This is a genomic window from Chryseobacterium sp. FR054, assembly GCF_056844565.1.
On sequence record NZ_JBXDSA010000005.1, the window covers coordinates 104,296 to 120,037 of the forward strand.

Below are 15,742 nucleotides of genomic sequence, written 5' to 3' on the forward strand. Positions count from 1 at the left end.
ACCGGTCTGTAAAAATTGATTTTCAATTCTACGAAAAGTTTTATTTTCCTGTGAATGAGCGGCGAATGGGCAGTTACAATGACTGTGTTTGCTAATTCGCAAGGCAATCCTACATAAATGTTGCCTTGCTGATTAGCGTATTTTTCTTTGTTGTATCCATTCCCTGGTGGGGATTATCCACTCATCTAAAGCCCTGAACAGGAAACCATGCTCCAAACCTGTGTTAAGGGTAATTTCTTTAAAAGATTTTAAACCGGAATTTTTAAATCTAAGTTGCCTTGATAATAACTCTGCGCCGGCATCTGTTTTTTCATTAATTGATAAAACCTTCCCGTAAAGTTTGAGCTCCCGATCTTTATTCATCGAATCATTTTTAAAGCTTGCGCCAATGAAAACAAATTTCAAATCCGGATTTTTAGCATAATATGAAATATATTGTGCGATATAGCCACCCTGCGAAGTCCCGACAATTGAAATATGATCATAAGGAACTCCGTGGCCATGTAAGCTGTCAATTTTAAAGACCATTTTTTTTGCATACACGGCAGGGTCCGTATCAGGCTTTCTCTTTTCCGATAATATCAGGGTATTTTTCTCCTGAAGTTTATGTAAGATTGTTGTAAAGGCGGCTAATCCGTATTTAGGGTGCAGTTCATCCAGCCTGTGCTCCTCCAAAAACTTATTATGCAAAAAAAATACGTATTCCTTTCCGGAAGACTTCTGAGCATTGATATTCCATGAAAAAAACAATACATATAAAAAAAACAGCTTCTTCATCATATCATCTTACATAATAATTAATCAGTGTTGTCATCTGTTGTTTTTTATTGCCGACAATGCGTAAACCATCGGGATTTTATCTTCCAGATGAGCAATTCTGAACTTACCGGGCTCAGATTCTACCGAATGATTGAAGTTGTTGTACGGTGAATAGTCAAACTCTTCAAAAGAGGTTATGCAGAGGCCGTTTTGTATCAGGCTGCCGATTACCTCGCCCAAGCTGTGGTTCCAGCCAATTGTTTTTACTTCAATTTCTGCCTCTTTATCTGCATAGGTTCCTTTCTCCGTTTCTATAATGGCACCGGAATTAAAATACCTGTATTCAATTTTTTCAAACCTGGCATCATACATCCATACTACTGGATGAAACTCCACGAAAATAAATCTACCTCCGGGTTTCAGGAAGTTTGAAATTACCTTCGCCCACCGATCCAGATCAGGAAGCCAGCCGATGGTTCCATAGCTCGTAAAAACAATATCAAACTGACGGTCCAGATGATTGGGCAGGTCGTAGATATCGCTGCAGATAAACGATGCAGAGGCGTGAGCCAGCTCTGCCAGTTCCCGGGCCTGTGCAATCGCCACATCCGAAAGATCAACACCCACTACCTCGGCTCCCAGACGGCTTAATGATATGCTGTCCTGCCCGAAATGACACTGTAAATGCAGGACAGAGGTATTGGAAAGATCCCCCAGTATATTCAGTTCGATATCCTTTAGAGAATTTTTGCCCTTTAAAAAACCATCCACATCATAAAAACCGGATCTGATATGGGTTTCTGTACGGTCATTCCATGACTTGCGGTTGATGTCTACGTAATTATTCTCGATATTCATAATTTATTCTGATAGGTTAAATTGATTTTGATCCAGTCCTCATAGCTTAAAACACCCAGTTCCGGTCTGCCTTCGCCTTCCAGGATGTGGATGAATTCCAATTGGTTTCCGTCCGGATCGTCAAAGTAAAGAGCAAGAGCCGGCATCCAGGCAAAAACCATCGGCGCCCGGCTGTCGTTCTTAAGAAAATTATAGGCCTGTAATCCATTGTTTTCCAGAAAGGTATTGGCATTCCGTAAGATGAAATCTTTGGAACAGCGGAAAGCAAAATGCCTCTTTTGTAAATTTTCCGGCTGCTCCCACAAACCAAGCATTGCCTTCTTATTTTCCCCGATCCACAAAAAGGCAATAGGCCTGGTTTCATCATAATGCGCCAATGCGAGTCCCAGCACTTCAGTATAAAACTGCACCGCTTTTTCCAGGTTTTTTACCTGGATATGGGTTTCATAGAGTCCTTCGATCATTTTTTATATGTTTAATTAGTAAAAATGGATGACTTATCCGGATATTAAATATCGTCTTTAGCCACCGTTAATTTTAAGCAGTCCGGCAACATGTATCTGATCCGGATTCCGCTCTTAAAAATTGTAAAATATGTTATGTTGCGTTATCACGGAGATGCATGTGGATGATGGGATAATTTTTACCTGAGTCGTCTTTCTCCGACCTGCCTGCTTTTCTGAAGCCCAGCTGCTCATAAAAACCAACAGCCTGGTGGTTTTGTTCATTCACATCCACCCGGATAACACCCTGCGTCTCCTTCATAAAATAAAATAGTTTCTTCCCGTAGCCCTTTCCACGTTTGCCGTCATGAATAAAAAGCATTTCAAGATTTCCTTCAGAGGCAGCTGAGAATCCGATGGGGTCGTCTTCTTCAATAAGCAGGAATACATCAAGGTTGGGCAGGTAATCCGCAGGGATCGCTTTTTTGAAGTGAATCAAATCCTCTTCCTTAAGAAAATCATGTGTTGCCCGTACCGCAGATTCCCAGATTTCCATTATTCTGGGATAGTCGTCAAAGGTTGCGAGCCTTATTTGTTGTGGCATAATACTAAAAATTGATGGTATGGTTAAATATTCAAAGATGGTTTTCCAGCTGCGATGGTATAGGCTTCTTTCAGCACTTCTGAATATGTAGGGTGGGCATAGCAGAGGGAAGCCATATCGCTTGCTGTTACTTCATATTCCAGGCCTACAACTGCCTGTGCGATCAGGTCCGCCGCCCGTGCGCCGATAATGTGTACTCCTAAAAGTTCTCCATATTTCGGATCGGAAAGCACCTTTACAAAACCGTCAGGTTCCATACCCGCCCTTGCTCTGGCATTTACGGCAAATGGAAATTTACCAATAGTATATTTTTGTCCCTGTTTTATTAATTCTTCTTCGGTAGCCCCTACGGAAGCAACTTCCGGCCATGTGTATACCACAGAAGGAATACGGTCATAATTGATATGAGGTTTCTGACCATTGATTCTTTCCACCACAAATACCGCTTCTTCCTCTGCTTTATGGGCCAGCATAGCACCGCCAATCACATCTCCAATAGCAAAAATGTTTAAGGCAGTGGTCTGAAGCAGTTCATTGACTTTAATTGTACCGTTGGCATTCAATTCCACATTGGTGTTTTCCAGCCCCAGCCCATTGACATAAGGCTTTCTGCCGACAGCAACAAGGAGATAGTCGGCGGTGAGTTCCTGTTCTTCACCTTGTTTGTTTCTGAAATAAACCTTAGCTGCATTGCCGGGGTTTTCGGCTTTGTAGACTGCCTTACCACATTGTATTTCAATGCCTTCTTTAGTTAATATTTTTGCTAATGTTAATCCCAGTTCGCGGTCCATATTGGCAATCAGAGTGTCTGCATACTCTAGAATCGTTACTTTCGTGCCGGTTCTATTGAAGATTGAGGCCATTTCCACACCAATTACACCTCCGCCGATGATCACAATGCTTTCAGGCTGTTCTTTCAGGGCCAGGGCTTCGGTAGAGGTTATGATCCTGTTTTTATCAATGGTAATCCCCGGAATGGTGGCGGGTTTTGATCCGGTAGCAATAATGAATTTCTGTGACTTTATTACGGTTTCTGTATGATCGGCATGTAAGATTTTCAGGGATTCATTGCTGAGGAAAGATCCCGAGCCCTGTATAACTTTGATCCTGTTTTTCCGCATTAAGAAATCAAGACCCTGTGTATTTTTTGCCACTACCTCTTTTTTTCGGTTGTACAGCTGTTCAAAATTGAGCCCGAGGCCGGAAAACTCAATTCCATGTGCATTAAAACTCTTTGCCGCTTCTGCATAATGATGCGTGCTGTCCAGCAATGCTTTGGTAGGAATGCAGCCAACGTTCGTACAGGTGCCTCCCAGGGTACTGTATTTTTCAACCAAAGCTGTTTTATAACCTAATTGAGCGCTCCTGATCGCAGCTACATATCCGCCGGGACCTGACCCGATAACGGTAATATCAAATTCTTCCATTGTATTGATCTAAAATTATATTCATAAAATAAACCGATCGGTCTTTTTTAAAGCAAAAAAATTATGCTTCAATGCTTTTAATCAGTTTTTCTAAAAAGGACATGGCTATATTAAGCTCTGCCATATGGCTGTTGACCTTTGACTGCATAAATGCCCCCTCGATCAGTGAAATCATGATCACCGCCATTTCAGTTGGATCGGTATCTGCCTTGATTTCATTCCTTTCTATGCCCCGTTTTATCTGATTTTCAATAGATGTTTTCCAGAAGCCCAGTGCTTTCTGTGCACTTTCTTTCAGTTTGGGATGCGTGTCATCTGCTTCCGTAGCGGTGTTTAAAATCGGGCAGCCAGCCTGAAGGTAAGGATACCTGAAGTAATTCTTATAGGTCTGTGGATAAACCAGTAACCGTTCTATTGAATGTTCCGTAGCGAGTATGCGTTCTTTCATATGTTGAGTGATCCTGGCGAAGTTATGATCAAATACGCTCAGTGCAATCTCGTCCTTGTTCTCGAAATTACCATAAATGCAGCCTTTTGAAAGCCCTGTGGCGTTCATTAAATCATTTATCGATGTGCCCGCATAGCCTTTTGTATTAAATACGGTTGCAGTTTTCTCGATAATCAGGCGTTTGGTATTTTCGGATTTTGCAGTTTTCATGCAGCAGAAATTCTAATCTGTGACAAAGGTAAATAAAAAAATAAAACAATCGGTCTTTTTTTTAAGCAATCCAGATTTATCGACCCTTTTTCTGAGCCGCCATTTTCTTTTTCAGAATATCCGGATTTAAAAATCGCTTATCAGTTAACAGATGACCTTCGAAAGAATATAATCAAAAACTTCAGAATGCAGCTTAGGGGGGTTAAAGACAGAGCATTTTTCCTCTTCAGATTAACCAGACTTTTTGCTTAGTCCACAACTTTTGCGCTTGATCCAAAAATGTGGGAAAGAAAACTTTAATAAAAAACAAAACCCACTGATTATCAGTAGGTTTATGTTTAGTACTTGCGGAGAGTGAGGGATTTTGTACCCATTTCTCATCGCTTTATGGATAAGATTTTCGCTGTGGCATCTCTGTGAACGGCCTTAAATAGGACATTTGCAAAAAAGTGGTAAAATCCTAATTTAAATTTTACGTAGTAAAAGTAAAAATTTCTGCTGAAATCTGCAAGTAAAAAGGCCAAATTTGAACAGGTTTTTAGAGTTTAAAACAAGAATTTAATCCTTCTCTTTGTACCTGAAATTTATCAGTTGAAATATTTCTAAAAGAAAACAAAGAGAAAACCGGAAAAAAAGAAAAAAAGAAAGCCTTTTGAAAATGAGCGTGGCATTCTGTCAAGGTTTTTTGGAAAAAGTTTTTTCGTAGATTTTTATACGTAAAAAGTTTTTCTGAAAATCCAGAGGGCTTGACCTTGACAGAATTTAGCTTTTGGACTAGAAAGCGAATTATTTTTGTTTTCTGTTTTTTTATTTTGTATTGGTAACAATATTCTCTAATACCACAATTTATTGTTTTATATAATTATATCTAAAAATTGTTATGCAAGTAAACGTCTGGTAGATTTAAGTATATCGTTACCTAAATTCATTGGGTTCATAACCACCAATGGTGGCATTACGTTGGATCTTACGGAAAACCGTAAATTTTTTTCCCATTAAAAATCTAATTTTACAGATTATAAATATAAAAATGAAATAATATATGCCTTTTTTACTATTTTGGCTAATCAATTCCACTTATGACACTAAAAATCAGAATTAGAGGATTGAATAAAATAATAACAAGAAAACAAAAATAAAACATATGGCCATTTTTACTAAACAAGAATTTCAGGCAATCGCCTACAATAAGGCTAGGAATAAGGGATATACGACCTTGAATGAAAGCAGAACATTCTCTGAATATTCATCAAAAACAAGTGTCTTTTTATCACATTCTCATAAGGATAAGGAGCTAATTGCACAAGCAAAGACTTTTTTTGAAAATTTAGGCATTTCTATTTATGTAGATTGGGCTGACGAAACGATGCCGCAACGTACAAGCGGAATAACAGCACAAAATATTAAAGGTCAAATTAGAAAGAATGACAAATTTGTACTATTAGCTACAAATGACGCCATAGCTTCCAAATGGTGTAACTGGGAAGTTGGAATTGGTGATACCTATAAATTAGCAAGTGATAAGATTTGCATTTTACCTTTGGCGGACAGCAGGCATACTTGGCAAGGAAATGAGTATCTTCAAATTTATCCTAGAATTGAAGAAAGTGAGTACACGAAAGATTCTTTCAAAATAATTTATCCAAATAAAACAGAATTATCACTAAACGATTGGCTAAATAAATAATTATGAAATTCACAGAGCAACAGAAGAAATTTATAAATGATTTCGCCATAGAAATAAATAGTGGTGATGCCGCCATTTTTGCTGGTGCAGGTTTTTCCGCAACATTAGGTTTTGTAAATTGGAAAGAACTATTGAGAGATTTAGCAGTTGAATTAAAATTAGATGTTGATAAAGAGCACGACTTGATTTCAGTAGCACAATATCATTTCAATAAGTTTAAAAGAGGCAAAATCAACAATAAAATTATCAATGAATTTACTACACTTGCCACAGGTAGCGAAAATCATAAAATTTTGTCTCGTATTGGTATCGACACTTTTTGGACAACAAATTACGACCAGCTTATAGAAAAAACCTTGGAAGCAAATGGTAAAACAGTTGAAACAAAAATTAGGAATGTGGATTTTTCAAGAAACATCAAGAAAAAAGATGCAATTGTCTATAAAATGCACGGGGATAAAAACTCGCCTGATGAAGCTGTTTTAACTAAGGATGATTATGAAACTTATAATGATAAGAAAGAATTGTTTTCTACTGCTTTGAGAGGAGATTTATTATCAAAGACTTTTTTATTTATAGGCTTCAGCTTCGATGACCCAAATCTGGAGTACATTTTAGGAAGAATAAAAATTCTGCTAAAAGATAACACACCTACGCATTACTGCTTTTTCAAGGAAGTGCAAGAAACCGATTTTAATGATGCAGCAAAAACACCTGAACAAAATAAGGAAGATTATTTGTACGCAAAAATTAAGCAGGAGTTAAAAATTGAAGATTTAGTTAGGTATGGTATTCATGCCATAATGGTTAAAGAATATTCTGAAATAACAGCAATTTTGCACGAGATAGAAAAAAGAATAAAAAGAAAAAATATTTTTATCTCGGGAGCAGCTCACGATTATTCACCTTATACTGTAGAAGATGCGAATGACCTAATTCATTCCCTAAGTTACAAATTGGCTGAAAAAGAGTATAAAATTATTTCGGGATTTGGATTAGGAATTGGTAGCGTTGTTATTAATGGTGCATTAGATTTTAAATTAAATTCTAATTACAGAAATTTAGATGACTTATTAATTTTAAGACCTTTTCCTCAAATTCAGTCTGGAGCTAAAAGTATCCCTGAAATATGGACAGATTATAGAAATGAGATGATTTCAAAAGCGGGCATAGCAGTTTTTGTTTTCGGCAACAAAAAAGTTGGCGATGATATAGTCAATTCAAATGGTATGGAAGAAGAATTTGAAATTTGTTTGCAACATAATGTTATTCCTATTCCAATAGGAGCAACTGGATATGTTTCCAAATCATTATGGGATAAAGTTACTGGTGAATTACAAGTTTATTATCCTGACAATGCAGAATTATACAATGCTATAAGAGAACTCGGAAAAGATAATCTAACAAAAGAAGAAATAATAAACAACACAATAAAAGCAATCAATATTTTACAAAAACTATAATTATGGCAAGAAAAGTATTTACAAGTTTCCATTATGTACCCGATAATTGGAGGGCTTCTCAAATAAGAAATATGGGAAAAATTGAAGGAAATGGTGTGGTTACTTCCAACAAATGGGAAGAAGTAACGAATGGTGGTGACAAAGAAATAGAAAAATGGATTGATGATAATATGAGTGGGAAATCTTGTGTTATTGTATTTGTTGGAGAAAAAACAGCAGGAAGAAAATGGATTGACCATGAAATAAAAAAGGCTTGGGAAGAAGGACGAGGAATTTTTGGAATTTATGTACATAATCTAAAAGACAGTGGTGGTAATCAATCTAATCAAGGAAATAATCCATTTGATGGCTTTAGTGTGGATGGAAAATCCCTTTCTTCAATTGTAAAATGTTACAATCCGCCATACAGTACAAGTACCTATGTGTATGACCATATTAAAGAAAATCTTGAAGACTGGATTGAAGAAGCAATAAAAATCAGAAACAATTACTAAATTATGGGTAAGAGTATATTCGTTTCATATAAATATGCAGACGCCCAAGTGCAAGATTTAGGAGTGTATGAAGTTATTGATTTCTTTGGTACAAAAAGAAGAATTGCAACAACAGCAAGACATTATGTTGATGAAATTGCGAAAATTTTGGAAGAAGATGACCATATTTATAAAGGAGAAAATGATGGGGAAAGTATGGTTGCGCTTGAGGATACTACAATTGCCTCAAAGTTAGGAGATAAAATATTTTATAGTTCAATTACAATTGTTCTTGTTTCTAAAGGTATGAAAGAGAATTTCTCTAGTGAAAAAGACCAATGGATTCCTTGGGAAATTTCATATTCTTTGAAAGAACAATCAAGACAGGGAGGAAGGAGCAAAACAAATGCAGTCTTAGCAGTTGTATTACCCGACCAGTGGGGAAGCTATAATTATTTTATTGAAGAAAACTCTTGTTTATATTGTAATTGCAGAACATTGAAAACTGATTCTTTGTTTCAAATCCTTAGAGATAATATGTTCAATGTAAAAAATCCTGTCTATACAGATTGTGCTAATCATATTGGTAGTAGACCATATAAAGGTTATTCATCCTTTATTCATTCTGTTAAATGGAGTGATTTTATTGTTAATCCAGGTAAATATATTGATATTGCATTAACCATAAGAGCCAATATCAATGAATATGACATTGTAAAAACAATAAAATAAACAACCAATTCCAAACTCTACACAAAAAAATTATCAGATATAGCTCTTCTTTATAGCATTCCAATAATGCATAATGAGATATCAAATGAAATTAACTATTTTTGTTATTAACTTCTGATAATATAAATTATATAGAAGTAAATAAAATGACACCAGAACAAAAAGCTAGAGAAATCATCAATCGAATGCTTAATGAATCTGGGTGGGAAATTGTCAATAGAGACCATTACTCACCCAATATCTCTGCTGTGGCTATTGAAGAAGGGATTTTAAAAGGAAGCCTTGAAGCTGATTATCTTCTGTTTATTAATGGCAAGGCGATAGGTATTCTTGAAGCAAAAAAGGAAGAATATCGGCTATCCAATGTTGTAATGGAGCAAGCTGAAAGATATGTTCGACGATTACCAAATTGGTGTTCTTACTGGTATGAACCGTTGCCCATCATTTATTTATCAAACGGTAAGGAAATATTATTTAGAAATATTAATAATCTTGATGAAGATTATTTGACAGTGCCTCGTATACATTCACCAAGAGAGATTGTGAAAATGCTTGGAATAGAAGACGAGTATTCCGGTTTACCTTCTCTGCAAAAGAAGGGACTAAGGGATTGCCAATATGAAGCAATTACTGAATTGGAATCTAGTTTCAGATTAGGCCAATCTCGTGCGTTAATGGTACTTGCAACGGGGGCAGGAAAAACTTTTACGGCTTGTATGGCCGCTTACAGACTACTTTCTTATACGCCTGTTAAGAGGGTTTTGTTTCTTGTTGACCGAAACAATTTAGGACGACAGGCAGAAGGAGAATTTGGCACTTTCCGACTTACAGAAACAGGAGAGCCATTCAATACGATTTTTACAACAGAGCGATTAAAATCTGCTAAAATCCCCAAAGATGCGAATGTCGTTATTTCAACCATTCAAAGACTTTTTGCGCTGCTTACAGGGCAGGAATTAAATGATAACGAGGATGACGAATCATATAATGAAGATGGAAAAGAGATACAATTAGGAGCAAACTTAAATCTTCCTCCTGACTTTTTTGATTTAATCATTATTGATGAGTGCCACCGCTCCATTTATGGCAACTGGCGAAAAGTCTTGGAATATTTTAAATCAGCAAAAATGGTTGGTCTTACCGCTACACCAGCTCCCGAAACTTTAGCGTTTTTTAATAGTAACCGTATAGTAAATTATACCCTTGAAAAATCTATTGCTGACGGAATTAATGTTGATTATCGTGTGTTCCGTATTAAAACTCAGGCTACGGAAAATGGAGGAGCTGTAAAAGAAGGAGAAAATATAACACAAATAACAAAATATTCCGGTAAGGTAGAAGATATAAGAACTTCAGAAGAGAAAACATATACTTCTACAGAACTCAATCGCAGTATTGTCAATCCTTCGCAAATCAAACTTATTTTAGAAACTTATCGTGATTCTATATATAACGAGCTGTATCCAGATAGAGAACCTCAATTAGAGTATATTCCTAAAACTTTGATTTTTGCTTTAAATGATGCTCACGCAACCAATATAGTCCGAATTGCGAAAGAAGTATTTCCTAACCAATCTGAAAATTTTATTCAAAAAATCACCTATTCTGCAGGAGACAGCAATCAGTTGATAAGAAGTTTTAGAAATGACAAAGATTTCCGCATTGCTGTTACCGTGACATTAGTGGCAACAGGAACGGATGTGAAACCGTTGGAAGTTGTTATGTTTATGCGGGATGTAGAATCGGATGCACTTTATACACAGATGAAAGGTCGTGGTGTAAGAACCATTGGAGACGAACAACTTCGCAATGTAACTCCCAACGCAGTCAGTAAAGACCTTTTCTTTTTGGTAGATGCAGTCGGAGTAACAGAACACGAAATGCAGGTTACTCGTCCTGGTGCAGATATACCGCCGCCCAATATGTCTTTAAGAATATTATTAGAGCGTATTACGCACGGAGATTTGTCGGATGATAATTTAAGACTCTTGGCAAGTCGTTTATCACGAATCAATATTAAATCAGATGATAAACAACGCCAAAAATTCACAGATTTAGCAAGAATCGAGATAAAATATTTGGCAGTACAAATATTTAATGCTTTAGAAGAAGGAATATTAGAACCTTTTATTGAGGTTAATAATCCTAATCTTGCTCGAAAAGGTCTTGTTCGTCCTCTTACGCATAATCCGAAAGCAAGACAATATCTGTTAGAACTTAATGCAGGATTTATATCCATTTTGCAACCGGGAGAAGATAATTTAATTGAGAAAGGATTTTCCATTGAAGAAGCTCAGAACACCACACAAGCATTTGAAGATTATGTCAATTCTCATAAAGATGAGATTGAAGCGTTACGTATCATTTACAATAATACCAATGAGCCGATTACTTATAAAATGTTGAAGGAGCTACGAGAAAAACTAATGCAAGCCAGCAACAAATTCAATCCTATCCTGTTATGGAATACCTATTCTGTCCTGGACCCGACTCACGTTGTCTCTTTTCGCTCAAAAGATGAAAAAGATGCGCTAACCAATATTATTCAGTTAGTACGTTTTGCTTTCAAACAAAGTCCTGACCTACGTTCTTTATCATCAATGGCTGCAAGTCGCTTTGAGCTTTGGTGCGGACAAAACCAACGACCGTTGACGGACACTCAAAAAGAGATTATCCGCAACGTTGTTAATTATATTGTAGCCAATGGAAGTTGCAATTTTAACGACATTAAAGAGGAAGACAAACCTTTGGTTGCTCAAATGGTAAGAGATTTTGGCACTGCAGATTCTGTAAATACTGCCATCATCTCACTTTCACAATTTATACTAAAAGCTGCTTAAAATAAAATTATTAATGGCAAAAAAAACAGTTGCGACTGAACAGTCGCTTACAAAAAAAGTCTGGAATTTAGCTACCATTCTTTCTTCACAAGGTGTTGGCTTCACCGATTATATTACACAGTTAACTTATCTTTTATTTCTTAAGATGGACAACGAAAATGTTGAAATTTTCGGAGAGGAATCCGCTATTCCAGACGGTTACCGCTGGAATGATTTAACTGAACTGGATGGACTTGATTTAATCGACCATTACGAGAAAACCTTAAAATTGTTGAGCCAGGAAGACAACCTCATAGGAACAATTTATACAAAAGCCCAAAATAAAATTGATAAACCAGTATATCTCAAAAAAGTCATTACACTTATTGATGAAGAAAACTGGTTGTCGATGGATGGGGATGTTAAAGGTGCGATTTATGAAAGTATTCTTGAGAAAAACGGACAAGATAAGAAAAGTGGGGCTGGGCAATACTTTACTCCACGACCACTAATTAATACTATGGTGGAAGTTACCCGTCCGCAAATTGGAGAAACAGTCTGCGACCCGGCTTGTGGTACAGGCGGTTTTCTTCTTACTGCTTACGATTATATGAAAGAGCAGTCGCAAGATAAAGAAAAACGGGCATTCCTGAGGGATAAAGCATTGCACGGTAACGATAATACACCTCTCGTTGTTACCCTCGCTTCAATGAATTTGTATCTGCACGGAATCGGCACGGAACGCAGCCCGATAGAATGCTGTGATTCATTAGAAAGAGAACCGGATACATTGGTAGATGTAGTACTTGCTAATCCTCCGTTCGGGAATAGACCTGCTGGTTCTACAGATATTGCTGCTATGCGTACCGATTTGTATGTTTCCACAAGCAATAACCAGCTGAATTTTATGCAACAAATTATGCTGATGCTCAAAAATGGCGGAAGAGCAGCGGTGGTATTGCCAGATAACGTATTGTTTGAAGGTGGTGCCGGGGAAACGATTCGTAAAAAATTACTTACAGAATTTAATCTTCATACTATTCTTCGCTTACCTACAGGTATTTTTTATGCCAATGGTGTCAAAGCAAACGTATTGTTTTTTTCAAAAGGAAATAAAACCAACGAAACGTGGTATTATGATTACCGTACCAATGTAAAACATACTTTGGCAACCAATCCAATGCGTCGTCAGCATTTAGATGATTTTATAAAATGCTACAATGCTGAAAATATTAACAGCAGGATAGAAACTTATTCCAAAGAAAATCCGTCCGGTCGCTGGCGGAAATATACTTCGGCAGAATTATTAGGAAGAGACAAAACTAGCCTGGATATAACCTGGATTAAAACAGGAGAAGAGACTGTAGATATGTCGCTTGCCGAATTGTTGTCACAAATTGAAGAGAAAAGTTCCAATATATCAAGAGCTGTAACTTCATTAAAAGAAATAATCGGCAAAATAGAGGAATAATGGATACGAAGAAATTAAGACAAAAAATCCTCGATTTAGCAATCCGTGGAAAATTAGTGCCGCAAGACCCAAGTGATGAGCCAGCTTCTGTGCTTATCGAAAAAATACGTGCAGAAAAAGAACAGTTAATCAAAGAAAAAAAGATTAAGCGAAATAAGAACGAATCATACATTTACCGTTCCGATAAATCATATTACGAGAAGTTCGCAGACGGAACCGTGAAATGTGTTGATGAGGAGATACCTTTTGAGATACCGGAGAGTTGGGAGTGGTGTAGATGGAAAAATCTTTTCCAAATTAATCCCAAAAACACAATAGAAGAAGATGTTGAAGTTTCTTTTGTACCTATGGCCTATATAAAGGATGGATATGCAAATGAAGCTAAATTTGACAGGCGACAATGGAGAGACATAAGATTAGGATTTACACATTTTCAAAACAATGATCTGGGTATAGCTAAAATTACACCTTGTTTTGAAAATAGAAAATCTGTAGTATTTAAAAACTTGTATAATAATTATGGTGCAGGAACTACAGAATTACACGTATTTCGCCCCATTATTTTTCCTATTATTGCAGAATATGCCTTGTACGTATCAAAGACGGAAAATTTCATTTCAAATGGGATAGCAAATTTTTCTGGAGCCGTAGGACAGCAACGTGTCGGAAAAAATATTATCGGAGATTATCTTATTGCACTTCCACCCCTAGAAGAAATATCTAAAATTCTCTCAAGTATATCAAAATTATTTTTGATTGTTGATGGCATTGGGAATGATGAGAGTCAATTATCTTCTTATATACAAAAAACAAAATCAAAAATCCTAGACCTCGCCATCCGAGGCAAACTTGTTCCTCAGGATCCAAACGATGAGCCGGCATCCGTACTGCTTGAACGCATAAAATCGGAGCATCCCGAAAGCAAAAAGAAGACTAAAAAGACTGGGGATAACTCACATTATCCCTTTGAAATTCCAAAATCTTGGGAATGGTGCTATTTTGAAGATATTTCAACTAATGATTTAGGCAAAACATTGGATAAAACTAAAAATCAGGGAAAGTATTATCCTTATCTCCGTAGCGTAAATGTCAGGTGGGGAGAAGTTAACTTGGATGACTTGAAAGAAATGAAATTTGAAGATATTGAAATCTATCGTTACTCAATAGAGAAGGGAGATTTACTTGTTTGCGAAGGAGGGGAAGTTGGGCGATGTGCAGTATGGGATAGAGAGAACAGCATACTATATCAAAATGCGATACATCGAGTACGTTTCCATTGTAAAATTGATTCTTATTTGTATATGTATTTTTTATGGCATTATAATGATATATGTTTCCTCGACAATTACAGCAAGGGAATTACTATTAAACATCTCACAAAATCATCTTTAAATACTATTCCTTTCCCTTTACCCCCACTATCAGAACAAAAACGAATTGTCCAAAAAATTGAAGAAATTTTTGCTTCAATTGATAAAATAATAAATTCAATTATAGCGTAAGCATCTGCCTACGCTATAATTTTCAATCTTTACCAATTCACTATTTTATCAACAATTGCTTGTTGCTCACTTGCAGTACGGCGAAGATAAATTCGGGTCGTTTCTATGCTTTCGTGTCCCATAAGGTCGGCAAGCAGTGCTATGTCATTAAATCTATCTAAAAAGTTTTTGGCAAATCGATGGCGAAAAGAATGTGGATATACTACATTCACATTTAAGCCATATTTTGAAGCAAAATGTTTCAACTGTTGAGATATTCCACGGGTTGTAATTCTTTCTCCAAAACGATTAAGAAATATATATCCGGATTTTATACTTTTTGTTTCTAACCATTTGATAGCTTCTGCACGAAGATTTTTAGGAATATATAAACGTCGGATTTTCCCTCCTTTTGTGTACATATCAAGATGTCCTATTTGAACGTGTTCTGCTTTTATCTGCAACAATTCACTGACCCGAGCTCCGGTTGCTGTTAAAAACCAAACGACAAAATACCATTCAATGTTTCCGTCTGCTTTTAACTTTGTTTTGAAAAACTTGTAATCTGCGTCACTAATGACATTTTCTAGAAAATTTTTCTGCTGAACCTTAACAAATTTGAGCTTCAGCCTATCTTTTTTGATAAATTCTAAATACTTGTTAATTGCTTGCAAACGCAGATTCACTGTTTGTGGTTTAAAATGTTCGATTAGAAATCCTTTGTAGGCCAAAAGGTTTTCTTTGTTTACTGCCCCATATTGAGTAAGAAAGTGATTTACTGTCCATACATACGATGTAATTGTGTTTTCTGCCAAGTCATTTTTACTTAGTGATTTTTTAAAGTCTGTTACCATTATTCTATTAATT

General features: G+C 36.4%; 14 protein-coding genes. 7 read left to right on the forward strand and 7 right to left on the reverse strand.

What is annotated here, in order from left to right; translation table 11 throughout:
• Positions 1-132: 132 nt before the first annotated feature.
• The 6 genes from AC106S_RS19525 to AC106S_RS19550 all read right to left on the reverse strand — a co-directional run bounded on the left by AC106S_RS19525 (position 133) and on the right by AC106S_RS19550 (position 4,749).
• The gene (locus AC106S_RS19525; protein WP_482441348.1) at positions 133-528 is read right to left on the reverse strand and encodes a hypothetical protein; all 396 of its coding nucleotides are present in this window, start codon (positions 526-528) and stop codon (positions 133-135) included.
• A gap of 282 nt (positions 529-810) precedes the next feature.
• Positions 811-1,617, reverse strand: a complete 807-nt coding sequence (locus AC106S_RS19530; RefSeq protein WP_482441349.1) for a class I SAM-dependent methyltransferase — start codon at positions 1,615-1,617, stop codon at positions 811-813.
• The gene (locus tag AC106S_RS19535; protein ID WP_482441350.1) at positions 1,614-2,081 is read right to left on the reverse strand and encodes a VOC family protein; all 468 of its coding nucleotides are present in this window, start codon (positions 2,079-2,081) and stop codon (positions 1,614-1,616) included. Before AC106S_RS19535 ends, AC106S_RS19530 begins: the two co-directional genes overlap by 4 nt.
• 133 nt (positions 2,082-2,214) lie before the next feature.
• The gene (locus AC106S_RS19540; RefSeq protein ID WP_482441351.1) at positions 2,215-2,664 is read right to left on the reverse strand and encodes a GNAT family N-acetyltransferase; all 450 of its coding nucleotides are present in this window, start codon (positions 2,662-2,664) and stop codon (positions 2,215-2,217) included.
• 23 nt (positions 2,665-2,687) lie between these two features.
• A complete protein-coding gene (gene lpdA, locus AC106S_RS19545; protein ID WP_482441352.1) occupies positions 2,688-4,091 on the reverse strand; it encodes a dihydrolipoyl dehydrogenase in 1,404 nt (467 codons plus the stop codon).
• Between the two features lie 61 nt (positions 4,092-4,152).
• Positions 4,153-4,749, reverse strand: coding sequence for a TetR/AcrR family transcriptional regulator (locus tag AC106S_RS19550; RefSeq protein ID WP_482441353.1), 597 nt, complete (start codon positions 4,747-4,749; stop codon positions 4,153-4,155).
• Between the two features lie 1,144 nt (positions 4,750-5,893).
• Here AC106S_RS19550 and AC106S_RS19555 point away from each other — a divergent pair.
• The 7 genes from AC106S_RS19555 to AC106S_RS19585 all read left to right on the forward strand — a co-directional run bounded on the left by AC106S_RS19555 (position 5,894) and on the right by AC106S_RS19585 (position 14,896).
• Complete coding sequence (locus AC106S_RS19555; protein ID WP_482441354.1) at positions 5,894-6,436, forward strand: toll/interleukin-1 receptor domain-containing protein; 543 nt, start codon at positions 5,894-5,896, stop codon at positions 6,434-6,436.
• A 2-nt stretch (positions 6,437-6,438) separates the two neighbouring features.
• The gene (locus AC106S_RS19560) at positions 6,439-7,899 is read left to right on the forward strand and encodes an SIR2 family protein (protein WP_482441355.1); all 1,461 of its coding nucleotides are present in this window, start codon (positions 6,439-6,441) and stop codon (positions 7,897-7,899) included.
• A gap of 2 nt (positions 7,900-7,901) precedes the next feature.
• Positions 7,902-8,393 (forward strand): TIR domain-containing protein, encoded by a 492-nt coding sequence (locus tag AC106S_RS19565; RefSeq protein WP_482441356.1) that lies wholly within the window; start codon positions 7,902-7,904, stop codon positions 8,391-8,393.
• 3 nt (positions 8,394-8,396) lie between these two features.
• Positions 8,397-9,104: a TIR domain-containing protein gene (locus AC106S_RS19570; RefSeq protein WP_059155291.1), complete on the forward strand. Its 708-nt coding sequence runs from the start codon at positions 8,397-8,399 to the stop codon at positions 9,102-9,104.
• 146 nt (positions 9,105-9,250) lie between these two features.
• Positions 9,251-11,944, forward strand: coding sequence for a type I restriction endonuclease subunit R (locus AC106S_RS19575; RefSeq protein WP_482441357.1), 2,694 nt, complete (start codon positions 9,251-9,253; stop codon positions 11,942-11,944).
• A gap of 13 nt (positions 11,945-11,957) precedes the next feature.
• On the forward strand, positions 11,958-13,394 hold the full coding sequence (locus tag AC106S_RS19580) for a type I restriction-modification system subunit M (protein WP_482441358.1): 1,437 nt from the start codon (positions 11,958-11,960) through the stop codon (positions 13,392-13,394).
• On the forward strand, positions 13,394-14,896 hold the full coding sequence (locus AC106S_RS19585) for a restriction endonuclease subunit S (RefSeq protein WP_482441359.1): 1,503 nt from the start codon (positions 13,394-13,396) through the stop codon (positions 14,894-14,896). The genes AC106S_RS19580 and AC106S_RS19585 overlap by 1 nt, the downstream gene beginning before the upstream one ends.
• Positions 14,897-14,925: 29 nt before the next feature.
• On the opposite strand, the gene AC106S_RS19590 is transcribed toward AC106S_RS19585, so the two are convergent.
• Complete coding sequence (locus AC106S_RS19590) at positions 14,926-15,729, reverse strand: tyrosine-type recombinase/integrase (protein ID WP_482441360.1); 804 nt, start codon at positions 15,727-15,729, stop codon at positions 14,926-14,928.
• Positions 15,730-15,742: the final 13 nt, after the last annotated feature.